Origin of the sequence: Nocardia sp. NPDC024068 (assembly GCF_040638875.1) — a bacterium.
In the GTDB taxonomy this organism is placed as follows: domain Bacteria; phylum Actinomycetota; class Actinomycetes; order Mycobacteriales; family Mycobacteriaceae; genus Nocardia.
Map to the genome: position 1 here is coordinate 328675 of NZ_JBEZYU010000003.1, position 21514 is coordinate 350188.

The 21514-nt window shown below is 66.2% G+C and carries 22 protein-coding genes; 16 read left to right on the forward strand and 6 right to left on the reverse strand.

What is annotated here, in order from left to right; genetic code table 11:
- Position 1: 1 nt before the first annotated feature.
- The 4 genes from AB0F41_RS06585 to AB0F41_RS06600 form a co-directional block, all read right to left on the reverse strand.
- Positions 2-1213 (reverse strand): CoA transferase, encoded by a 1212-nt coding sequence (locus AB0F41_RS06585; RefSeq protein ID WP_357421696.1) that lies wholly within the window; start codon positions 1211-1213, stop codon positions 2-4.
- Between the two features lie 227 nt (positions 1214-1440).
- Complete coding sequence (locus tag AB0F41_RS06590; protein ID WP_357421697.1) at positions 1441-2058, reverse strand: hypothetical protein; 618 nt, start codon at positions 2056-2058, stop codon at positions 1441-1443.
- 200 nt (positions 2059-2258) lie between these two features.
- Complete coding sequence (locus AB0F41_RS06595) at positions 2259-3389, reverse strand: NAD(P)-dependent oxidoreductase (RefSeq protein ID WP_357421698.1); 1131 nt, start codon at positions 3387-3389, stop codon at positions 2259-2261.
- Positions 3390-3457: 68 nt separating this feature from the next.
- Positions 3458-4060 carry a TetR family transcriptional regulator gene (locus AB0F41_RS06600; protein ID WP_357421699.1) on the reverse strand — a complete coding sequence of 201 codons (603 nt, stop codon included), beginning with the start codon at positions 4058-4060 and terminating at the stop codon, positions 3458-3460.
- Between the two features lie 213 nt (positions 4061-4273).
- Between AB0F41_RS06600 and AB0F41_RS06605 the strand changes: the two genes are divergently transcribed.
- Genes AB0F41_RS06605 through AB0F41_RS06620 form a run of 4 tightly spaced genes read left to right on the forward strand, consistent with a single transcriptional unit; the run spans position 4274 to position 9356 of the window.
- A complete protein-coding gene (locus AB0F41_RS06605; RefSeq protein WP_357421700.1) occupies positions 4274-5440 on the forward strand; it encodes a spirocyclase AveC family protein in 1167 nt (388 codons plus the stop codon).
- 1 nt (position 5441) lies between these two features.
- The gene (locus AB0F41_RS06610) at positions 5442-6260 is read left to right on the forward strand and encodes a CbbQ/NirQ/NorQ/GpvN family protein (protein WP_357421701.1); all 819 of its coding nucleotides are present in this window, start codon (positions 5442-5444) and stop codon (positions 6258-6260) included.
- The gene (locus AB0F41_RS06615) at positions 6257-7966 is read left to right on the forward strand and encodes a VWA domain-containing protein (protein ID WP_357421702.1); all 1710 of its coding nucleotides are present in this window, start codon (positions 6257-6259) and stop codon (positions 7964-7966) included. Before AB0F41_RS06610 ends, AB0F41_RS06615 begins: the two co-directional genes overlap by 4 nt.
- A gap of 43 nt (positions 7967-8009) precedes the next feature.
- Positions 8010-9356, forward strand: coding sequence for a cytochrome P450 (locus AB0F41_RS06620; protein ID WP_357421703.1), 1347 nt, complete (start codon positions 8010-8012; stop codon positions 9354-9356).
- Positions 9357-9427: 71 nt separating this feature from the next.
- Here AB0F41_RS06620 and AB0F41_RS06625 read toward each other — a convergent pair whose 3' ends face one another.
- Positions 9428-10042, reverse strand: coding sequence for a TetR/AcrR family transcriptional regulator (locus AB0F41_RS06625; RefSeq protein ID WP_357421704.1), 615 nt, complete (start codon positions 10040-10042; stop codon positions 9428-9430).
- A gap of 394 nt (positions 10043-10436) precedes the next feature.
- Here AB0F41_RS06625 and AB0F41_RS06630 point away from each other — a divergent pair, with 394 nt between their 5' ends.
- The 11 genes from AB0F41_RS06630 to AB0F41_RS06680 are packed head-to-tail and all read left to right on the forward strand — an operon-like array spanning position 10437 to position 19324.
- A complete protein-coding gene (locus AB0F41_RS06630) occupies positions 10437-10703 on the forward strand; it encodes a 2Fe-2S iron-sulfur cluster binding domain-containing protein (RefSeq protein WP_357421705.1) in 267 nt (88 codons plus the stop codon).
- 12 nt (positions 10704-10715) lie between these two features.
- Positions 10716-11519 (forward strand): SDR family NAD(P)-dependent oxidoreductase, encoded by an 804-nt coding sequence (locus AB0F41_RS06635; RefSeq protein WP_357421706.1) that lies wholly within the window; start codon positions 10716-10718, stop codon positions 11517-11519.
- Complete coding sequence (locus AB0F41_RS06640) at positions 11516-12124, forward strand: carboxymuconolactone decarboxylase family protein (protein WP_357421707.1); 609 nt, start codon at positions 11516-11518, stop codon at positions 12122-12124. Before AB0F41_RS06635 ends, AB0F41_RS06640 begins: the two co-directional genes overlap by 4 nt.
- Positions 12125-12126: 2 nt before the next feature.
- Positions 12127-13395, forward strand: coding sequence for an aromatic ring-hydroxylating dioxygenase subunit alpha (locus tag AB0F41_RS06645; RefSeq protein ID WP_357421709.1), 1269 nt, complete (start codon positions 12127-12129; stop codon positions 13393-13395).
- The gene (locus AB0F41_RS06650) at positions 13395-13730 is read left to right on the forward strand and encodes a hypothetical protein (RefSeq protein ID WP_357421710.1); all 336 of its coding nucleotides are present in this window, start codon (positions 13395-13397) and stop codon (positions 13728-13730) included. The genes AB0F41_RS06645 and AB0F41_RS06650 overlap by 1 nt, the downstream gene beginning before the upstream one ends.
- Before the next feature lie 43 nt (positions 13731-13773).
- Complete coding sequence (locus AB0F41_RS06655; RefSeq protein WP_357421712.1) at positions 13774-14616, forward strand: TauD/TfdA family dioxygenase; 843 nt, start codon at positions 13774-13776, stop codon at positions 14614-14616.
- Positions 14617-14660: 44 nt separating this feature from the next.
- The gene (locus AB0F41_RS06660) at positions 14661-15935 is read left to right on the forward strand and encodes an aromatic ring-hydroxylating dioxygenase subunit alpha (RefSeq protein ID WP_357421713.1); all 1275 of its coding nucleotides are present in this window, start codon (positions 14661-14663) and stop codon (positions 15933-15935) included.
- The gene (locus tag AB0F41_RS06665; protein WP_357421714.1) at positions 15932-16261 is read left to right on the forward strand and encodes a hypothetical protein; all 330 of its coding nucleotides are present in this window, start codon (positions 15932-15934) and stop codon (positions 16259-16261) included. The genes AB0F41_RS06660 and AB0F41_RS06665 overlap by 4 nt, the downstream gene beginning before the upstream one ends.
- A complete protein-coding gene (locus AB0F41_RS06670) occupies positions 16258-17511 on the forward strand; it encodes an amidohydrolase family protein (protein WP_357421715.1) in 1254 nt (417 codons plus the stop codon). The genes AB0F41_RS06665 and AB0F41_RS06670 overlap by 4 nt, the downstream gene beginning before the upstream one ends.
- A gap of 34 nt (positions 17512-17545) precedes the next feature.
- On the forward strand, positions 17546-17866 hold the full coding sequence (locus AB0F41_RS06675) for a hypothetical protein (protein ID WP_357421716.1): 321 nt from the start codon (positions 17546-17548) through the stop codon (positions 17864-17866).
- A 12-nt stretch (positions 17867-17878) separates the two neighbouring features.
- Complete coding sequence (locus tag AB0F41_RS06680; protein ID WP_357421717.1) at positions 17879-19324, forward strand: aldehyde dehydrogenase; 1446 nt, start codon at positions 17879-17881, stop codon at positions 19322-19324.
- 96 nt (positions 19325-19420) lie between these two features.
- On the opposite strand, the gene AB0F41_RS06685 is transcribed toward AB0F41_RS06680, so the two are convergent.
- Complete coding sequence (locus tag AB0F41_RS06685) at positions 19421-20221, reverse strand: IclR family transcriptional regulator (RefSeq protein ID WP_357421718.1); 801 nt, start codon at positions 20219-20221, stop codon at positions 19421-19423.
- 48 nt (positions 20222-20269) lie between these two features.
- On the opposite strand from AB0F41_RS06685, the gene AB0F41_RS06690 reads away from it, so the two are divergent.
- Positions 20270-21487, forward strand: coding sequence for an FAD-dependent monooxygenase (locus AB0F41_RS06690; RefSeq protein WP_357421719.1), 1218 nt, complete (start codon positions 20270-20272; stop codon positions 21485-21487).
- Positions 21488-21514: the final 27 nt, after the last annotated feature.

Here is a 21514-nt window from a genome sequence, read left to right on the forward strand (position 1 = left end):
GTCACGGGACCACCCCGGAATCCTGGAGTTCGGCGATATCGCTCCAGGAGTACCCCAGCTCCAGCAGCAGGGCCTCGGTGTGCTCACCGTGTTCCGGTGCCCGCCGCAGGACGGGCGGCCGTTCGTCGAATTGCACCGGTCCGGTCGGGAGCCGGTATGCCGCACCCGTTTCGGTTTCGACGTCCCCCAGATACTCGTTGGCCAGCACCTGGGGGTCTTCGAGGAGTTCGCCGATGGATTGCACCGGGGCCCACGGCGCGTCCAGCCGGGACAGCAACTGCTTCCACTCGTCGAAGGTGCGGCGCGCGAACTCCGCGTCGAGTTCGGCCACGCATTCCGCGCGGTGCGCCGCACGCGACGCCATATCGGCGAAACGTGGATCACTCCGCAGATCGGCGCGCTGTACAAGGTCGCAGAACTGCGCCCAGTACCGGTCGGCCTGGAGAAAGACCAGCTGGATATGCCGGGCGTCCTTGGTGCGATAGGCGCCGACCAGGGGGTTGGCCGAACCTCCGCGCCCGGAGACGGCGACGGGGGAGTTGCCCGCCAATTCCGCGAGTACATCGGAGGACAGCATCCACATCGCCGTCGCGAGCAGTGAGACATCGACCACCGATCCGCGGCCGGTGCGTTCCCGTCGCAACAGCGCGGCAGCCATCGCGAAGCCGAGCGCCATCGCGCCGTTGCGGTCACCCATCGCACCGCGCTGGCTGATCGGATACTCGCGGTCGCGCGGTGTCAGAACGTAGGCGGGTCCGCCCTGCGCCCAGAATGCCGAGGAGTCGTAACCCGGTTTGCCGGCCTCGGGGCCGCGCACGCCATAGCCGTGCCCGCGGGCATAGACGAGACGTGGGAACCGCTGCGTGAGTTGTCCGGCATCGAGTCCCAGGCGGCGTAGCGCCGCGGGCCGGAAATTCGTCAGGAAGACGTCGGCGGTCGCGAGCAGTTCGTCGAGCAACTCCCGGCCGCGGTCGGTCCGTAGATCCAGCGCGACCGAGCGTTTTCCTCGATTGGCCAGGGCCACCGACAGATTCACCCCGCCGCTGTCGGCGCCGATGCCCTGGGTGGCGAGGTTGCGGTAGGGGTCTCCGTCGGGGCGTTCGACCCGGATGACATCCGCCCCCCAATCCGCCAGCAATGCGCCGGCCACCGGGACGAAGACCCACTGCGCGAGCTCCACGACGCGGATCCCGCTGAACGCGTCATTGTCCATCGCTGCCTCCGCTTGTAGAACCACAATCTACCTAATCGTAGAATCAGATTCTCGTTAGCGGTGGAAAATGACGCCCTGTCAGAGAAATGACGCTCTATGGCGATTTGTTCAGTAGTTTTTACGGCGGAAGCCACTCTCGAGCGTGTGCTGCGTCATTTCGAGCGTGTGCTGCGGGGCCTTGCGTGGTCCGATGCGACCCCGCCGGCCGCTGTTTCACCTACCGGTGATCACGGCTGACCGGTCGCGAACGCCTGTACGGCGCCGAGGAACTCCGGCCCGCCCATGATGTACCCGCCGACGGTTCCACCGACCAGCACACCCACGGGGATGCTGACGCCCCAGATCAGGAACAGGCATGCGCCGAGGAGGCCGCCCACGATGGCACCGCCGACGACGCCGGGCAGGTTCTTGTTGATCTGCTCCGCGAGGCGGCTGTAGGAGCTGATGTCCTTCAGTTGCGCACCAGCTTCTGCCGTGGGGCTCGTTGTCAGCGTCAGGGTGCGGCCGCCGGCACCGATATGCGGCGCAAGTGCGATCGAACGTCCCTCGGCGGCGTACCGTTGCGGCACTTCGGCCACCGCCGTTCCGTCGCCGGTCTCGAGCATCACCGCGCCGTTCTGCCCGATCTCGAACCGGCCGTTCTCGACGGTGGTGACAACTCGCCTGTCGACCGGCGCAACGGTGACCCGGAAATTGATTCCGTGGTCCGCGCCGGAAGTCGTGTCCCCCGCGGTCACTGCGGTCGGCTGCTGCGTGACGGCCGGCTCGGCACGGGCGGTTACGGCAGTGATGCCCACGGCCGAAATGGCCATGAAAACGGCAGCAGTGATTCTCTCGGACTTCATTCGTCGAACCCCTCCACTCAGCTGCCCCTGATGGGCGGACCGAGTGAGACCTTAGGCGGTGTCGGATCAAACGGTCTGTACGCCACACAGGTCGAAGCCACTGGACTCGTGCTGTTTCTGGACGATCGGCACAGAGCCCGGAACTTCGGTGGCGTCCAGTCGAGAGCGGGGCCGGCCCGGCCCGCCACGATTTCTGGTCGTCACACGCCGGGCTCGGGGGCCGAATTTGCCGTCACACCTCGGGCGAGGGCCTGCGGGCCGTATCGAGAGGAGATCAGGGTCCATGGGTCGGCGTAGGGGCCGCGGTGTTCGAATCGACGCTGCACGGCCAGGGCCGTGCGTATCGCCGGCCGCAGGAGGGGACCGGTCGTACGGAGCAGTGTGCGCAACAAGCGCGGCTGGGCCTCGGCGATCCAGGCGACCGTCTCCGGCCACTCGTGCTGTTGGAAGTCCAGCAGTGCTTGTGATTCCGAGGTATCGAACCAGCCGGTGAATGCCCAGCCCCGATCGTCTCCGGGGTCGCCGGGCAAACTGGCCGAAGGCCCGAGCCGGCCGATGCCCATGGCTTCGAACATGGCGTCCTCGACGTCGCGATGTGTGTGGGTATAACTCCCGTTGCCGGCGATGAGCAGTACTTTGCCGTTGACACTGTCCCGGCGGTCCGCAGCGTTGGCGAACGCCATTGCGACATCGCGAGCGTCGACGCCGTGTAGCCGGTTGTCGCCGGGGGTGGCGCGGATGAGTACGAGATGGTCGGTGTTGATACCGGCGGTGGTGTCGGGAGAAAGTACGCCGCCGAGCCGTAGGAACGCATGGGGGAGTCCGCTGTGTGTGATGACGCCCTCGGCCAGTACCTTGTCCTCGCCGTACTGGTCGATCGGGGCTACCGGGGTGTCCGCGGTGATGCGTTCGGGGTGGCGGTGCGGATTGCGGGAACCGTATACCGCTGCGCTGGAAGCGAAAAGCAGCAGCGGAGCGGTCGATAGCCGCTGACCCGCACGCACCAGGTTCTCGGTGCCGCCGACGTTGATCCGCCGGGCCAGCTGCGGGTTGCGGTAGGACTGCGGGGAGAACATGGCGGCAAGATGGATGATCGTGCCGGGGCGGTGTTCGTCCACGAGGGCCTCGACAGCGTCTGAGTCGAGCAGATCGGCGAAGGTGGTGTGCAGAGTGCCCGGCACTGTGGCACCGGCCAGTTTTTCCGCAGCGGACAGCGCCGTGTCGGTGCGCAGATCCGTGGCCACCACGGTATGCCCCCTGGACAGCAGGAGTTCGGTGACGCGTTTGCCTACCTGGCCGAATGCGCCGGTGACGAGGACGGGAGCGCTCATGGTGCCTTCTTTCACGCCGCGCCACGCGGAACTTGTGCAGCCGCCCGCGAAGTCGCAGGAAATGATCGTCAGGGAAGTTTGACGACGGATAGATACATTTCGAGGATCGGCCGGTAGAGGTCGATATCGTCCAGTTGGCTCCCGAGGATCACGGAATCGCTGGTGGCGATGAGTACCTGGGCGAAGGCTCGCGGGGTGATCGTCAGGCTGCCGCCCACGCGCTCGAGGTTCTCGGCGACGAATGCGGCGAGTTCTTCGGCCACCTCCAGGCGCTTGGCCGCTACCCGTGCCCGGGCCTCGGGATTCCGCAGGAGGTAGAGAGTGAACTCGTGCCCCAGCGCGGCGTGCTCGGCGCCGCGGTCGTGACTCAGCCGGCGCCACCGTTCGGCGACTCGGTCGAGTTCGTGCGGTCCCACCGCCGTGACGTTCGAGAGGACTTCGGCGAAGTTGTCGAAGTAGCGGCGCCAGTATCGATCGCTCACCGCCAGGAACAGCTCTTCCTTCACCGAGAAGTGTTTGTAGATGGCGCCCTTCGTGTAGCCGGCCGCATGGGCGATGTCGTCGAGGGTGGCGGCCGCAAAACCTTTTTCGGCGAACACTTCCTCGGCAGCATCCAGCAGGAGCGCGCGGGTGCGCTCCAATCGCCGCTCTTTCGTCCAACGCTCCACCACGGACTCGATCCTAACATGGATCTCAGAAACCCATTGTGATGATAGATACCCTTGGGTATCTTGGCGAAGGGCCGGTCGCCGGAAGGAGGCGGACTTCGCCGTGAGAACGGACTTCCATTGCGGCGCCGGTGGTATCGAGCGCATCGCTGAGTTTCCGCTCGCAGTGGTCGGGCCCGCGAGCGCTCCAGAACGCAATCCAGAAGGGGCAGTTGCATGAGCGAACTGTCGAACAAGAAGACCGCCGAGGTCACCGAAACACTCGGCGCCGCGACCCTCGGCTCCGAGAATCGGCAAACGAGCAAAGCCCTCTATATCTGGGCCGTCGTCGGCGGGCTGATCCTGGCGCTCCAGGTGTATGTGTGGATCCGATGGATCACCGGCCCCTACTTCGAGCGGGTACCCACCGGCCCGAACGATCCGCCGATGCTCATGAAGACGATCCTGAGCATCTGGACCGCCGGCGTCCTGATCGGTTTTCCCTTCGCCATCTACTGGTGGATCATCAGGCCGTGGTGGCGCGAGCGCCGGATCACCCTGGACGGCATCCTGCTGGCGTCCATGGGCCTGATGTTCTTCCAGGACCCGTTCCTGAACTATGTGAACACGTGGTGCACGTACAACACCTGGATGTTCAACAGGGGTTCGTGGGCGCCCTACGTTCCTGGTTGGGTATCGCAGGAGGAGCCGGGTGCCCAGGTCGCCGAACCACTACTGATGAACGTCCCTGGTTATGCGTGGGGCGTGCTGCTGATCACGATCGTCGTGTGCTGGTTCATGCGGAAGGTCAAATCGCGCTGGCCCGGGATCAGCAATCTCCAGTTGATCGGCGTCACCTTCGCGTTCACCTTCGTCCTGGACTTCATCATGGAAGGCTGCATGCTGCTGCCGCTCGGGCTCTACACCTTCCCGGGCGCGATCCAGTCGGTGTCGTTCAACGCGGGTCACTACTACCAGTGGCCGATCTACGAGGGCCTGATGTGGGGTGCGGTCCAAGCGGGTCTGGCCTGTCTGCGTTTCTTCACCGATGATCGCGGGCGCACGATTGTGGAGCGTGGGCTCGACCAGGTCCGCGGCGGCGTCGTCCGGCAGCAGCTCACGCGTTTCCTGGCGATATTCGCCGCGGTGAGCGCGATCTTCTTCGTCTTCTACAACCTTCCCGCGCAATGGGTCGGCCAGCACGCGGATCCCTGGCCCGAAGATATCCAGGAGCGTTCGTACTTCACCGGCGGCATCTGCGGGGACGGGACGGACAAGCCCTGCCCCCATCCCGATCTGCCGATGCCACGCAACGACTCCGGCTACATCAACAAAGACGGTCAGCTCGTCCTTCCGGACGGAGTCGAGGTTCCGAAGATCGTCCCGTTCCAGCCGGAGGACTGATATGACGACCACCGCTACAGCCGTGAGCCGCCCCGATGTGCAGGCACCGTTCTACCGGGCGGTCGGAGACGAGGCCGAAGTATTCCGCGCGGCGTCCTGCCGCGGAGTGCCGGTCCTGTTGAAAGGCCCCACGGGGTGCGGGAAAACCCGCTTCGTCGAGGCCATGGCGCACGAACTGGGCCGCCCGCTGATTACCATCGCCGGTCACGAAGATATGACCTCCGCAGATCTGGTGGGCCGCTTCCTGCTCAAAGGCGGCGAAACGGTGTGGGTCGACGGACCCTTGACGCGCGCCGTCCGCGAGGGCGGAATCTGCTATCTGGACGAGATCGTGGAGGCGCGTCAGGACACCACTGTGGTGATCCACCCGCTGGCAGACCATCGCCGCGAACTGCCCGTCGACCGGCTCGGCACCACGGTTCCGGCAGCGCCGGGCTTCCAGCTGGTGATCTCCTACAACCCCGGGTACCAGAGTGTTCTGAAGAACATCAAGGAGTCCACCCGGCAGCGATTCGTCGCAATCGAACTCGGCTTTCCGCCGCCCGAGATCGAACGCGAGGTGGTGGCGCGCGAGGCCGGGGTCGCTCCGGAGATTGCGAATGCTCTGGTCACGCTGGGTAACGCCATCCGGAACCTCGACGGATCACCGCTGCGTGAAGCGTCGTCGACGAGGATGCTGATCCTGGCCGGGTCCCTGGTGGCGGGTGGGCTCAACCTGCGCGCCGCCGTGCGATCCGCTGTCGTCCAGGCCCTGTCCGACGATCCGGATATCGTCCGCGCCCTCGGTGAACTCGCGGACGCTGTCCTGCCGTCGTCATGACCCCATCGGAAACCGGAGGTCCGGAACGGTTCCGGCTCCTCGCCACCTTCCTCGCCGGCCGGCCCGTCGCAGTCGCGGCGGCCCCGGCCGGCGAGGCCGCGTACACCGACGGCGATGCGGTCTTCGTCTCCGCGGGCCGCTCCCGCGGCCATCAGCGCAGGGAAGTGCTGGTGCAGTGCGCGCTGCTGCGGGCGGGAAGCCTGGACCCACGCGTGGTCAAGGGGCTCCGGGGCCGTCCCCGCGTCGCACGTCGCTACCTGGCACTCGAAGGCCGGCGAGGGCTCACCGAACTCGCTCACCGGGTTCCGCTCGCCGCTGGGCTCGTTCCGTACGGGGAGGCGACAACCGCCACCGCCGACGAATCGCTCGCCCTCGCCCGAGGTAAGGCAGTGATAGCCGATTCGCCGGAGTGGTTCGGGGTCATCGAACCCGCGCGAGTACTGAAGTCCGGCAGCGGGCCGACCGCTCGGGCCACCGATAAAGATCTGCAACTGGACTTCGATCTCCTCGACCAACTCGAGGACGAGGACGATGACGAGGAAGCCGGCAACCAGGAGAGAGCCGGAACCAGCCGGATCCTGAAATTTCTCGAGAACCCCCTGGTCAACTCGGAGAAGCTTGCCGATTTCCTGCGCAAGTTGCTCGGTACTTCGCGTGCCCCCGGCGACAGCGATGCCGGTGCCCAGATGAAGGTTCGTGCCGTTCGGCGGGGCGGCACGGCCAGTGCCGATGCCCGGCCGCTACCGACCGCGATCAATTTCATCGTCGACGGAAAGCCCGGTGCCGTCAGCGGCATAGGCGGAGCGTGGTACCCGGAATGGGACTGCCACGCGAATCGGTACCGGGCCGAGTGGTGCCGGGTTCTGAACTTCCCACTGACCACCGAGGCCGATACCTCCGCCGCCGACATACCGCACGACGAGGAGCTTCGGCGGCGCCTGGCCCGTGTCGGTCTGGGCCCCAAGGTGCTACGCCGACGTCCCGACGGGGACGAACTCGATATCGATGCACTGCTCGATCTGGTGGTCGATGTTCAGTCGGGACACTCACCGGCGGAGAACGTGTACGCCGAATCCCGAAAACTCGCCCGCAATCTCGGCGTCCTCATCCTGCTCGACACCTCCGGGTCCGCCACCGATACCGACCCGGACGGCCTGGCCGTCCACGAGCACCACCGCCGGGCGGCCGCCACCCTCGCCGCCATACTCGAGGAGCTGGGGGACCGCGTCGCCGTCTACGCATTCCGCTCCGACAGCCGGCACGCCGTTCATCTCCCCGCGATAAAAACCTTCGACCAACGATTCGGTGCCGTCGAGCGTGCGCGTCTCAATCAGCTTCGGCCTGATGGCTACACCAGACTCGGTGCCGGTATCCGCGGGGCCGGCCGGATTCTCGAGGCCGAAGCGGGCACACCATATCGTCTGCTCCTCGTCCTTTCCGACGCTCTGCCCTACGACCACGGCTACGAAAGCCGCTACGCGGAAGCCGATAGCCGCAAGGCAGTCGACGAAATCCGGGCCGAGGGGATCGCGTGCCTGTGCCTTTCGATCGGTGCGGCCACCACCGACGACACGCTCGAACGTGTCTTCGGGCCGGCCGGGTACGCGAATGCCGCGACACTCTCCGACCTGAGCCCGTACATGGACGAATTGTTCTCGGCGGCGCTGCGCGAGCTCAGCGCACCGAAACCCCAAGGAAGTCGATGATGCCCGCCGAGGTGTACAGACTCCCTTTCGAAAGGAAACAGCAGTGGACACAGGACACCCGCCGCCGGACTCGGGCCGGGCCCGCGCGCTCTATCACTTCGATCGCCACACCCCGGAGTATCGGGGCCGATTCGCCGCGATCACCCGGGAAATGCACGAAAAATGCCCGGTGGCCTGGACCGGCACCTACGGTGGCCACTGGGTCGCCGCCGGCCACCGGCAGGTGTTCGAACTCGCGCGGTGCCCGCACGTATCCAACGATCGCGACTACAAGAACGAGCGCCGCGGGTATCTCGGCATCACCATTCCGTTCGCCGAGACCCCGATGCCCATGCGTAACGGCATCCTGGAAATGGACGATCCCGAGCACCGGTTGTTCCGTGCGGTACTCAATCCGTACCTGTCACCGAGCGCGGTACGCCGGTGGGAGCCTTTCATCGATGAGCTGGTGCGCGCCTGTCTCGACGAGAAGATCGAGTCCGGGCGGATCGACTTCGTCGATGATCTCGCGAATATCGTCCCCGCCGTCGTGACTCTCGGCATGCTCGGAATACCGCTGGAGAAGTGGGTTGTCTACAACGAACCCTCGCACGCGGTGGTGTACACCCCACCGGATTCACCCGACCGGGAGCGGGTGCAGGAACTGAACATGGCGATGGGTCTGGATCTGCTGGCGAATTTGCACGAGATACGGGAGAACCCGCGACCCGGCCTGATCGACGGACTGGCCCGGTTGGAAATCGACGGCGAAAAGCCCGAAGACATCGATCTGCTCGGCATGCTCGGGCTGCTCATCGGCGGCGGGTTCGATACGACCACCGCCCTGACCGCGCACGCACTGGAATGGCTGTCCGAACATCCCGGCGAGCGGGACACCCTCAGTCGCGAACGCGACCTGTTGCTGAACCCCGCGACCGAGGAATTCCTGCGTTACTTCACCCCCGCGCCCGGTGACGGCCGCACGATCGCCGCGGACTGTGAAATCGCCGGCCAGCGGTTCGAAGAAGGCGAGCGGCTCTGGCTGTCCTGGGCGATGGCGAACCGCGACCCCGCGGTATTCCCCGAACCCGACACCCTGGTCCTGGACCGTAAAGGTAATCGGCACACCAGCTTCGGGCTCGGCATACACCGCTGCATCGGGTCCAATCTCGCGCGCACGGTATTCAAGCGGATGCTGGTCGCCGTCCTCGACCGGATGCCGGACTTCGACTGTGATCCCGAAGGTACCGTGCACTACGACACCATCGGGGTGATCCAGGGGATGCGCAAACTACCCGCGACGTTCACGCCGGGCCGCCGTTCGGGACCGGGTCTGGACGACACTCTCGTCGCCCTGGAGCGGATGATCGACGAACAGGGGCTCGCCGCCCCCGTCACCGCGGGGTCGTGATCGCAGCCGGCCGGGGCGACCCGGCCGGACCGTGCGGAGCCGCCTCGACGGGCGCCGTGCGCCCGGGTATGTCACGCCTCGCGTTCGGGGCCTTCCACTTCGCGGAGGAAGTCCTCGATGAGGGTGGTGATCTCGGCGTGCCCGCTGTCGATATCGAACGACTCCTCGATGCGCAGGAAGCGGGAGACGCTGGACATGAGCATGACCAGGGTTATCGGCGTCCACGCGGTGTCGCCGTGGTTGCGCAGGGCGCGGGTGACTATCTCGAGCTGGAGTTCGCGGAATCGTTTGGACGACTGGGTGATCTCGGTCCGGATCGAGGGCCGGTGAGTGGCCAGGGAGACGAATTCCATGGTCAGCGAGGTCCGGGACTGGTCGTGGATCGCGGCCCACAGCGCCCAGAGCGGCTGATCGGATCCGGCGGCCGCGAGGAGGCGTTGATAGCTGCGTTCGGAGCCCCGGCGGAAGAGGGCGACGAACAGGTTGTCCATGGTGCCGAAGTAGTAGTGGACGAGCGCGGAGTTCACCCCCGCGCGGGCCGCGAGCCGGCGGGAACTCACCGCGGCGTAGCCCTCTTCGAGCATGACCTGCTGGGCGGCGTCGAGCAGCGCGCTCCGAGTCGACAGGCTTGCCGGGTCGGCGGGGCTTTCCCGGCCGCCGCGGTCGCTCGGTTCCTTCTTGTTCATGGTGCCTCCATCTGCTGCCGCGGGAAGTCGGCACGCCCACCGTGCTCTGCTGCCGCGGACCCGGTGCTGGTACGGCCGCCTTCTGATCATAGAAACCCTGGCTTTCGCGGTACGGATGGCCCGGGAGAGGGGGACGTCGCGGGACGATCCGGGGGTGTGAACGTGCTTCACGCGAGGTTCTTTTCGGCCCTTGACGGACGCCGAGTGGCAGCCGTATAACTTTAATCAGTCGAGTAATTAATCACCTGCTTAATGGTCGGTCGATTCTGTCACACCGCTACGTCGGCTCCGGAAGAGGAGAACCGTGGAACGCATCGAGACGGGGCAAGGGGCCGGTTCATCGCGCGTCACCGCTGCCCTGCCTGCGGAGCGGGCGGGCGTGAGGTCGACCCGGGTGACGATTCGCTGCGGCCGCCGTACCGCCGGTGCCGAACACCGCGACGGTATGACGATCTTGGAAATGGCGCGATTCCTCGGGATGGATCCGCCTTCGACCTGCGAGTCCGGCCACTGCGGCGCCTGCACCGCCCGGATCGAGGCCGGCGGGGGCGTCGAGATGCGCCGCAACGAGGTTCTCACGACTGCCGAGGTCGCGGAGGGCTGGGTGCTGACCTGTCAGGCCCACCCGACCGGTGCATCGGTGCACGTGGTCTACGAGTAGAGGAGCTCACCGATGAACAGACCCGCACACACAGCGGCACCGGACAAGGTTCCACCCGGTGACAACGGCTCCGCGGGGCGCGTGACGATCGTGACCGGCGGCGCCTCGGGGATGGGACTGTCGGTCTGCCACCGGCTGGCCGCGAGTGGCGATCGTGTCGCCGTATTCGACCTCGACGGTGTCGCCGCCGAGCGCGCCGCGGACGAGCTGCGGTCGGCGGGCGGTACGGCGATGGCCTTCGAGGTCGATGTCACCGACCGGGGGTTGATCGACGAGGCCGTGGGCAAGGTGCGGGCGGCCTGGGGGCCGGTGCAGGTGCTCGTCACCAGCGCGGGGGTTTTCGCGTTCGAGCCGTTCACCGAAATCTCGACGGATTCGTGGCAGCGCATCCTGGATGTCAACCTCAACGGCACGTTTCACTGCATCCAGTCCGTGATCCAGGACATGATCGAGTCGGGCTGGGGGCGCATCGTCACCATCTCGTCCTCCAGCGCACAGCGCGGCTCGCCGAAGATGGTGCACTACACCGCTTCCAAGGGCGCGGTGATCGCGATGACGAAAGCGCTGGCCCGGGAGTACGCGCAGTCCGGTATCACCGTGAACACCATCCCGCCGTCCGGTATCGACACCCCGATGTCGCGGGTTTCCCAGGCGGCCGGGCATCTGCCCGACAACGCGACGATGGCGCGGGCGATCCCGGTCGGATATCTGGGCAGCGGTGAGGATATCGCCGCGGCCTGCGTATTCCTGTGCTCGGAGGAGGCTCGGTTCATCACCGGCCAGGTACTCGGAGTGAACGGCGGGGCAGTGATATGACCTCGACGGTTCCCCGGCTCGCACCACTTCCGGTAGGGGAGTGGACCGAAGACGCGCGGGCGATGTTGCGTGGACGCGTGGCCCGGGCCGACCGATACCTGTCCGGAGCGCCCGACGCGCCACCGATGCCGAATATTCTCGGGATCCTCGGACATCACCCCGAACTGGGCGGCGCCTGGCTGAAATACAACGGGCTGCTCCTGGAACGGGCGACGCTCGATCCGCGACTGCGAGAACTGGCGGTGCTGCGGGTCGCGTGGCGGACACGCTCGGCCTACGAGTGGCGTCAGCACACCCGGATGGCACGTGATCTCGGGATCGGTGACCAGACGATCGAGGACATCGCCTGCGGGGAGACCGGGACCTGGCCCGAGCCGGATCGGCTGGTGCTGGCGGCGACCGATGAACTCCTCGACCGGTACCGGGTATCCGATGCCACCTGGGCCGCGCTAACCGGCCATCTCGACACCCACCAGTTGCTCGAGCTGTTGTTCGTCGCCGGCTCCTACCTGTGCCTGGCCCTCGTATTCAACAGTGTGGACCTGCAACCCGACCCCGACGCCGGCCCCGCGGCGGCACCCGAAGTACCCGAATCGGAGGAATGACGATGGCGCGATGGCCGAAGCCGGCGGAAGGAACCTGGACCCGGCACTATCCGGAACTCGGTACCGGACCGGTGTCGTTCGAGGATTCGATTTCACCGGAGTTCTACGAGCTGGAGCGGGAGGCGATCTTCAAACGGGCCTGGCTCAACGTGGGCCGCGTGGAGCAGGTGCCGCGGGTCGGCAGCTATTTCACCAAGGAGATCCATATCGCCCGCACCTCGGTGGTCGTGGTGCGCGACCGCGAGCAGCAGGTGCGCGCGTTCTACAACATGTGCCGGCACCGGGGGAACAAGCTGGTGTGGAACGAAGTACCGCGCGCCGAGGTGTCCGGGACGTGCCGGCAGTTCACCTGCAAATACCACGGCTGGCGGTACGGGCTCGACGGAGAACTCAACTTCGTACAGCAGGAGGGGGAATTCTTCGACCTCGACAAGAAAGATTACGGGCTCGCGCCTGTGCACTGCGAGGTGTGGGCGGGATTCATCTTCGTGAACCTGGCCCCCGAACCACCGCAGACCTTGCGGGAATTCCTCGGACCGATGGTCACCGCCCTGGAGGACTACCCCTTCGACCGGATGACCGAATGGTACGAATTCCGGGCCGAGAATCAGAGCAACTGGAAACTGTTCGCCGACGCGTTCCAGGAGTACTACCACGTCCCCGGCCTGCATTCCCAGCAGGTTCCGGGCAAGGTGCGAAATCCCGACCCGAGTTTCGAATGCGCGCATTTCCAGACCGACGGGCCGCATCGTGTGGTGAGCACCGGCGGCGCGCGGCGCTGGACGCTGGACCCGGAATACATGTATCCCATCGAGCGCGCCACCCGCAGCGGGCTGGTCGGCCCGTGGGAATCCCCCGATATCGGCGAGTTGCCCCCGGGTATCAACCCGGGGCGGGTCGAACCGTGGGGTATCGATAATTTCCAGATCTTCCCCAACCTGGAACTGCTGTTCTACCGCGGCTGGTATCTGATCTACCGCTATTGGCCCACCTCCTACAACAGCCACCTGTTCGAGGCCGTTCTGTGCTATCAACCGGCCCGCACAGTGCGTGAGCGAGTAGAGCACGAGGTGTCCTCGGTGGTGTTCAAGGAGTTCGCGCTGCAGGACGCCGGAATGCTCACCGGCACCCAGACCGCGCTCGAATCCGCCTACCGCACCGCGCGGATCACCGACTATCCCGTCAACGATCAGGAAATCCTGGTGCGCCATTTCCACAAGGTGGTCGCCGACTGGGTCGACGGGTACCGCGGCGCGGGGGTAGGAGCGTGATGAGCGAGAACCTGCTACCACCCGCGTTCGCCGAATTCGAGCGGTTCGCCCCTATCTGGTGCCTGGCCACGGAATCCGAACGCTGGCAGCGCCGGATGGACAGTTCGATGGAGGAACTGTCGGAGTTCTACACCGCCTTCTTCCCCCGCCTGGAAGAGGCCATCGTCTACTGCGACAAATTTCCCCTCGACGATCTGCCCGACGAGGTCCTGCACCTGCTGCAACTCGTCTACTCGCTGTCCATGGTCGCCATGGCGGTCGAGATCTTCCTCCAGCCCAGGCCGGTCGACAGCGCCGATGCCGAAATCGAACGGACCGGTGAGCCGTGGCCATGAGTCCGCCGACCTGCCACGCGACGCCCGAACGAAGGACACAGTGATGCCCACCCTGACCGTCGAAAAGCTGAACCACGAGATCGGCGCGGAGATCGTCGGCCTCGACTCGGACCGGATGATCTCCGACGAGACTGTGCCCGGCGCGATCCTGGAGGCCCTGGAAGCCAACGGGGTGCTGGTCTTCCGGGGCCTGCATCTGGAACCCGAAGTACAGGTGGAGTTCTGCCGCAAGCTCGGTGATATCGACACCTCGGCCGGCCACCACCCGGTATCCGGGATCTACCGGGTGAGCCTGGACACCGCGAAGAACTCGTCGGCGAGCTACCTGCGTGGCACCTTCGACTGGCATATCGATGGATGCACTCCGAAAGACGACACCTACCCGCAGATGGCGACGGTCCTGTCCGCGAAAGCCGTCGCCGTGAGTGGTGGGGAGACCGAATTCGCCAGTACCTATCGCGCCTACGACCGGCTCGACGACGACGAGAAGAAGTATCTGGCGTCGCTTCGGGTTCTGCATACGCTCGAGGCGTCGCAGCGGCCGGTCACCGCCGATCCGACACCGCAACAGCTGGAGTTCTGGCGTCGCTGGCCGACCAGGGAGCATCCGCTGGTCTGGACACACAAGTCGGGCCGCCGCTCACTGGTGCTGGGTACCTCGACGGATCATGTGGTGGGGATGGACCGGGACGAGGGACGCGCGTTGCTCGACGACCTGCTCGCTCGCTGCACCGCACCGGCACATGTCTACCGGCACGAATGGACGGTCGGCGACACGGTGATCTGGGACAACCGCGGCGTCGTCCACCGAGCCGCACCGTATCCCGAGAATTCACCCCGGGAAATGCTGCGCACCACCGTCCTGGGCGACGAACCGATCCAGTAGCCGCCGGGCCCACCGAACCGAACCACACCGCAAGGAGCACCACCATGCCTCGATGGCCCAAACCCCCCGAAGGCAGCTGGACCGAACACTATTCGGAACTGGGTACCGAACCGATGTCCTACGAGGACTCCATCTCACCGGAAGTCTTCGAGTTGGAGCGGGAGGCGATCTTCAAGAAGGCCTGGCTGAACGTCGGCCGGGTGGAACAGGTCCCGCGGGTCGGCAGCTACTTCACCAAGGAGATCCACGCCGCATGGACCTCGGTGATCGTCGTACGCGACAAAGAGAAGCAAGTGCGAGCCTTTTTCAATATCTGCCGGCATCGCGGAAACAAGCTGGTGTGGAACGAACTTCCACGCGAGGAGGTTTCCGGAACCTGCCGTCAGTTCACCTGCAAATACCATGGGTGGCGGTACGGGCTCGACGGAGAACTGAATTTCGTGCAGCAGGAGGGCGAGTTCTTCGACCTCGACAAGAAGGACTACGGGCTGGCCCCGGTGCACTGCGAAGTGTGGGCGGGCTTCATCTTCGTGAACCTGGCGCCCGAACCCGAACAGTCGTTGCGCGAATTTCTCGGCCCGATGGTCACCGACCTCGAGGGCTACCCGTTCGATCAGCTCACCGAACGCTATTCCTACCGTTCCGAAGTGGGAGCGAACTGGAAGCTGTACATGGACGCGTTCGCCGAGTTCTACCACGCGGCCGTACTGCACGGTAACCAGTCGCCGGACAACTTCTCCGCGGCCGCGCAGGCCGCGGGTTTCGAAGCGCCGCACTATCAATTGCAGGGCCCGCACCGCCTGGTCAGCACCTCCGGGGTGGTGACCTGGGAACTCGACCCCTCCATGCGCAAACCCATGGAGGACATCACCCGCGGCGGGCTGTTCGGACCGTGGGACGTCCCCGATCTCGGCGAACTCCCCGCGGGGGTGAACCCGGGGAAATGCGAGCCGTGGGGCCTGGACTCCTTCCAGTTGTTCCCGAACTTCGTCATCCTCATCTGGTCGAGCGGCTGGTATCTCACCTACCACTACTGGCCGACGTCCTACAACACCCACATCTTCGAGGGGAACCTGTACTTCATGCCGGCCCGGACGCCACGCGATCGGGTCGCCCACGAAATGACGGCGGTGACCTTCAAGGAATACGGCCTGCAGGACGCCAGCACCCTGGAAGCCACCCAGATGATGCTCGAATCGCGCGCGGTGACCAGGTTCCCGCTGTGCGATCAGGAGATCCTGCTCCGGCACCTGCACAGAACCGCCGGCCAGTGGGTCGAGAACTACCGGAAAGAACGTGCGGAGGCGACGAACCGATGACCCTGCTGCCCGAACAATTCGCCGACCTGGAACCCTTCGCTGTCCACTGGTGCCTGGCCACCGAAGGCGAACGCTACAGCACGCGCATGGCCAGCAGTATGGACGATATGCAGCGGTTCTACGACGCCGTCACTCCGCGTGCCGAAGCCGCGATGACCTACCTCGACCACATCGGGCTCGACGATATGCCCGACGACGCCCTGAACCTGCTGCATCTGCTGTATTCGATGATCATGGTGTCGTTCCCGGTCGAGGTGTGGCGCCAGCCGTGGATACCCGACGCGAGCGAGGCCTCGATGGACTGCGTCATCGAGCCCGCGCCGTGAGCGCCGGGACAACGGTCCTGCGAGCGGCGCGCTGGATCGATATCGAGGCCGGCGTCGTCCGCTCGCCCGCGGTGGTCGTGGTGCGCGACGGGCTCATCGACGCGGTGAACCCGCCCGATACCCCCGCCGAGGCGACAGTGCTGGAGCTCGGTGACTGCACACTGCTGCCGGGGTTGATGGATATGGAACTGAACCTGCTCATCGGTGGCCCCGACAATCCGACGGGTCTGCCGAATCCGATGCACGGGGTCCAGGACGATCCCGTGTACCGGACACTGCGCGGCACAGTGAACGCGCGAGCCACGCTCATGGCCGGTTTCACCACGGTCCGCAACCTCGGGCTCATGGTGAAGACCGGTGGTTACCTGCTCGATGTCGATCTGAACCGGGGCATCGAGCAGGGCTGGTTCCCCGGCCCCCGGATCGTGTCCGCGGGGCACGCCATCACCCCGACCGGTGGGCATCTCGATCCGACCATGTTCCAGAAGCTGGCCCCGCACATCATGCCGATGTCGATACCGGAGGGAATGGCGGACGGCGTACCGGCAGTGCAGGCCGCGACCCGGTACCAGATCAAATATGGTGCGGGAGTCATCAAGATCTCCGCATCCGGCGGGGTGATGTCGCACAGCACCGCCCCCGGCACCCAGCAGTACTCCGACGCGGAACTCGCCGCCATCGTCGACGAGGCCCACCGCGCCGGTATCAAGGTCGCCGCGCACGCCCACGGCGACGCCGGAATCCGCGCCTGTATCCGCGCGGGCGTGGACTGCATCGAGCACGGATCCCTCGCCAGTGACGACACCGTGCAGATGATGGTCGACCATGGCACTTTCCTCGTGCCGACCAGCTACTTGTCCGAAGGTCTCGACACCTCGAAAGCCCCACCGGCGCTGCGCCGCAAGGCGGCCGAAGTCTTCCCGAAGGCCCGCCGGATGCTGAGCAGGGCGATCGAGGCCGGCGTGAAGATCGCCTGCGGTACCGATGCCCCGGCCGTACCCCACGGCCAGAACGCCAAGGAGCTCTGGGCCCTGGTGGACCGGGGTATGACCCCCATGCAGGCGCTGCGCGCCGCTACCGTCACCAGCGCAGAACTCATCGACGCCGACGATCGGGGCCGGCTCGCCCCCGGTCTGCTCGCCGATATCATCGCCGTCCCCGGCGACCCCTCGCAAGATATCACCGCCCTGGACACCGTGTGTTTGGTGATGAAGGACGGGGTCGTTCACAAGAACGAACCGCGCGCCTGACCGACCGCGTTCTCAGACCTACAGGAGCAGACGAATGCCCAAAGGAATTCTCTACGTCGAATCCCGGCCCAGCTCGCCGGAGGAAATCGCCGAATATCACCGCTGGTACGCCGACACCCATATCGGCGAAATGCTCGATATCGACGGGATCGTCTCGGCCCGACGGCTCGAACCCCTCGCCGGAGACGGTAGTTTCATCGCGCTCTACGAGATCGAAGCCGACGATCTCGAGGCGGTGCAGGCGAGGATGGGCGCACGGGCGAGGTCGGGGAAGATGTCGAAACCGGTCGCGGTCCAGTCGGACCCGCCACCCACCGTCCGGCTGCTCCGCGAAATGAGCACCCACACCCGCTGAAGGGCGGCACCCGTGTACGAATACGCGAAGCTCTTCATCGGCGGCGAGTGGTGGGTACCGAGTACCGGCGAGATGACCGAGGTGATCTCGCCGCATACCGAACAACCCATCGCGCGCGTCGCCGCACCCGCGCCCGCCGATGTCGACCGGGCCGTCGCGGCGGCGCGCCGGGCGTTCGACGAAGGACCGTGGCCCCGGCTCGATCCGGCCGAGCGGATCCGGATCGTCCGGGACCTCGCCCGGCGCTACCAGGAACGGGTGGACGAGGTCGCACAGGTGGTGACCGCGGAAATGGGCGCACCGATCACCTTCTCCCGTTCGGCGCACGCCCGGCTACCCGGAGTGATGATGCGTGCGCTGGCCGATCTCGCCGAAACCTATCCGTGGCAGGAGACCCGGCCGGGCTTCTACGGCACCGGCATCCTGGTGCGCAGTCACCCCGTCGGTGTCGTGGGGGCGGTGACGCCGTGGAACATGCCGATGCTCATGGTCGTCGCGAAACTGATCCCCGCCTTGCTCGCCGGCTGCACCATAGTGCTCAAACCGTCACCCGAGACGCCGCTGGACGCCTACCTCATGGCCGAACTGATCGAGCAGAGCGAGGTGCCGCCGGGTGTCGTCTCGATCCTGCCGGGTGACCGTGCGGTCGGGGAGTACCTCGTCGCCCACCCCGGAATCGACAAGGTCTCCTTCACCGGATCCACCGCGGCCGGTCGACAGGTCGCGGCCGCGTGCGGCGCCGCGCTCAAACGCGTCGGGCTGGAGCTCGGAGGAAAATCGGCGGCCGTTGTCCTCGATGACGCCGACCCGGCGGCAGTCGCCGCCGGTGTGCAGGTGGCGGGGCTGATGAACAGTGGTCAGGCCTGCGTGGCGCAGACGCGGATCCTGGTGCCGCGCCGCCGCGCGCCGGAGTTCGTGGACGCGTTGGCCGCCATGGTGGACGAGCTGTCGGTAGGGGATCCGTTCGACGAGGACACCCGCATCGGCCCGATGGTCTCCGACCGGCAGCGCGAGCGGGTCCGCGGATACATCGAGCAGGGGATCACCGCGGGCGCCCGGATCGTCACCGGCGGCGAAGCCCCTCCGGAGGGCCTGGACAAGGGCTGGTACGTGCGGCCTACTCTTTTCACCGAGGTCGAATCCGGTATGGGAATCGCCCAGGAGGAGATCTTCGGCCCGGTACTGACCGTGCTGGAATACGCCGATACAGACGACGCGGTGCGGCTCGCCGACGATACGGCCTACGGGCTGTCGGGCTCGGTATGGACAACGGATGCCGACCGCGGACTCGCCGTCGCGGGCCGGATCCGTGCCGGTACCTTCGGCATCAATCAGGCCTACAGTATGGATCCGCACGCTCCGTTCGGGGGCGTGAAGGCCAGTGGAATCGGGCGGGAATTCGGTCGCGAGGGCTTGGCGCAGTATCTGGAGACGCAGTCGATCTCGGGGTTCGACTGACAGCGTATGAGCGGTGGCAGCTCGACGATATCGACGCCCACGAGAGTCGATCCGCGCACTGGGTCCGCGCCGATCGGGAATCGGGGATCGAGTGCCTCAATGGTTCCCGATATCCAGGTCGATGATCATGAGGTCCTTTTCGATCTGGGTTCTGGTGTCGAGTAACAGCGGTATGAAGGTCCGATCGACCAGGCCGGTGAAGCGAGCGGCATGACTGGACAGCGAGACCGCGCCGACGGCGTGACCGGCGCGGTCGTTGATCGTGACCCCGACGGCCGCGACGCCGCGTTCGGTCTCCTCGAAGTTCACGGCGAAGCCGCGCGCCGACACCTGCATGAGAGTGCTCGTCAGAGCACGGAATTCGTCCTCGTCGAGGGCGGGGGTGCCGCCGGGACCCGAACGGCGGTACAGCTGGTGTAGTTCTTCCTCGGACAGTGTCGCAAGTAATGCCTTTCCGCCGGATGCCCGGTGTGCCGGCATCACCACACCGTCGCGATCATTGGTGGCGTACACGGACCGGGCACGGACGGTTCCGAGGAACCGGACGGTATCGCGGACCCGGATCATGAGGTTCGCCGATTCACCACTGCGCCGGGACAGCACCTCGAGGTGTGGCTGGCAGAGGGCGCGGAAGGTCTTGGTCCAGGCGAGCCGGGCCGGGGCGGCGTCGAGTGAGGGGCCGGGGAAGTAGACGTGGGATTCGTCCTGCACCGCGAAGCCCCGGTAGGCGAGGGTTTGCAGCAGCCGGTGGGCGCTGGAGCGGGAGATGTCCAAGTCGGCCGCGGCGTCCATCACCCGCAGACTGCCGTAGTCGCGTAGCAGTTGCAGCAGGCGGAGTCCGCGGTCGAGCGAGCCCACCGCACTGGGCGGGCGTTCGGGCAGTGGCGGGTTGCGCATAGCGGAATCTTATTCCGTCCACCGGATGATGCGCTTTAGCTTTTTCGCATGATTGAGTGTGACCTGGATAACGGTGTCCTGGTGGTCGGCGGAGGAATCGGCGGCCTCGCGACCGCACTGGGACTTGTGCGAGCCGGCCGGAAAGTCGTGGTAGTCGAGCAGGCCGGTGAATTCGGTGAAATCGGCGCGGGTCTGCAGCTCGGTCCGAACGCCACCCGGATCCTGGCGTCGTGGGGGTTGCTGGATCAGGTTCGGGCGGCCGGCGTGGCGCCGGAGAATATCGCTATGCGGGACGCGATCTCCGGTGCGGAGATCGCCAGGCTTCCGCTGGGGCCGGATTTCCGCGCCCGCTACGGCACTCCGTACGTGGTGATCCACCGGACCGATCTGCACGCGATCCTGCTGGACGCCTGCCGCCGGGCGGGCGTCGAACTGCTGACCGATGTGCGCATCGACCGGGTCGACACCACCGATACCGGGACCGTCGCCCACGCCGCGGACGGCCGGACCTTCGCCGCCGCGGCCACCATCGGGGCCGACGGACTGCGTTCGGTGCTGCGGCAGGCCATTGTCGGGGACGAACTCCAGCCGTCCGGGTACGTCGCCTACCGCGGCACCGTCCCCGTCGGCGAGGTGCCCGCGGGTGATCGCGAACTCGACGATGTACTGGTCTGGGCCGGGCCCGGCTGCCATCTGGTGCAGTACCGGCTGCGGTCCGGGGAGGTGCTCAACCAGGTCGCGGTCTTCGAATCACCGGGTTTCCTGCGCGGCGAGGCGGACTTCGGCGGCGTCGACGAACTCGAGGCCGCCTTCGCGGAATGCCATCCGCAGGTGCGGGCGGCGATCGGGCATATCGGCAAACAGCGCCGGTGGCCGCTCTACGACCGGTTGCCGGCCGACGACTGGGGGCACGACCGCCTGGTCCTGACCGGTGACGCCGCCCATCCCATGCTGCAGTATCTGGCCCAGGGCTGCTGCCAGGCGCTCGAGGATGCGAACACTCTCGAAACGCTGGTCCGCGACGGTACCGGCGCTGTCGAATGGCCGGAGGTGATCCGCCGCTTCACCGAAGCCCGGATTCCGCGCACGGCCGAGGTGCAGACCAAGGCGCGCATGTTCGGCGAGATCTGCCACGCCCGCGGCGTGCACCGCCACCTGCGCAACGAACTGCTCGACCGGCTGGATACCGCCGACCTCTACGAGCACGCGGATTGGGTCTACCGCGGCCCCCTTTTCGTACCGGTACCCGAACCGGTCCACTCCTGAGCCCGAACTCTCTCCCAGACAAGGTTT

Excerpts from the sequence above, each read along its gene's own strand:
- AB0F41_RS06585 (WP_357421696.1), bottom strand. The coding sequence starts at position 1,213 with ATGGACAATGACGCGTTCAGCGGGATCCGCGTCGTGGAGCTCGCGCAG.
- AB0F41_RS06590 (WP_357421697.1), bottom strand. The coding sequence starts at position 2,058 with ATGAAGTCCGAGAGAATCACTGCTGCCGTTTTCATGGCCATTTCGGCC.
- AB0F41_RS06595 (WP_357421698.1), bottom strand. The coding sequence starts at position 3,389 with ATGAGCGCTCCCGTCCTCGTCACCGGCGCATTCGGCCAGGTAGGCAAA.
- AB0F41_RS06605 (WP_357421700.1), top strand. The coding sequence starts at position 4,274 with ATGAGCGAACTGTCGAACAAGAAGACCGCCGAGGTCACCGAAACACTC.
- AB0F41_RS06610 (WP_357421701.1), top strand. The coding sequence starts at position 5,442 with ATGACGACCACCGCTACAGCCGTGAGCCGCCCCGATGTGCAGGCACCG.
- AB0F41_RS06615 (WP_357421702.1), top strand. The coding sequence starts at position 6,257 with ATGACCCCATCGGAAACCGGAGGTCCGGAACGGTTCCGGCTCCTCGCC.
- AB0F41_RS06625 (WP_357421704.1), bottom strand. The coding sequence starts at position 10,042 with ATGAACAAGAAGGAACCGAGCGACCGCGGCGGCCGGGAAAGCCCCGCC.
- AB0F41_RS06635 (WP_357421706.1), top strand. The coding sequence starts at position 10,716 with ATGAACAGACCCGCACACACAGCGGCACCGGACAAGGTTCCACCCGGT.
- AB0F41_RS06640 (WP_357421707.1), top strand. The coding sequence starts at position 11,516 with ATGACCTCGACGGTTCCCCGGCTCGCACCACTTCCGGTAGGGGAGTGG.
- AB0F41_RS06645 (WP_357421709.1), top strand. The coding sequence starts at position 12,127 with ATGGCGCGATGGCCGAAGCCGGCGGAAGGAACCTGGACCCGGCACTAT.
- AB0F41_RS06650 (WP_357421710.1), top strand. The coding sequence starts at position 13,395 with ATGAGCGAGAACCTGCTACCACCCGCGTTCGCCGAATTCGAGCGGTTC.
- AB0F41_RS06655 (WP_357421712.1), top strand. The coding sequence starts at position 13,774 with ATGCCCACCCTGACCGTCGAAAAGCTGAACCACGAGATCGGCGCGGAG.
- AB0F41_RS06660 (WP_357421713.1), top strand. The coding sequence starts at position 14,661 with ATGCCTCGATGGCCCAAACCCCCCGAAGGCAGCTGGACCGAACACTAT.
- AB0F41_RS06665 (WP_357421714.1), top strand. The coding sequence starts at position 15,932 with ATGACCCTGCTGCCCGAACAATTCGCCGACCTGGAACCCTTCGCTGTC.
- AB0F41_RS06675 (WP_357421716.1), top strand. The coding sequence starts at position 17,546 with ATGCCCAAAGGAATTCTCTACGTCGAATCCCGGCCCAGCTCGCCGGAG.
- AB0F41_RS06685 (WP_357421718.1), bottom strand. The coding sequence starts at position 20,221 with ATGCGCAACCCGCCACTGCCCGAACGCCCGCCCAGTGCGGTGGGCTCG.
- AB0F41_RS06690 (WP_357421719.1), top strand. The coding sequence starts at position 20,270 with ATGATTGAGTGTGACCTGGATAACGGTGTCCTGGTGGTCGGCGGAGGA.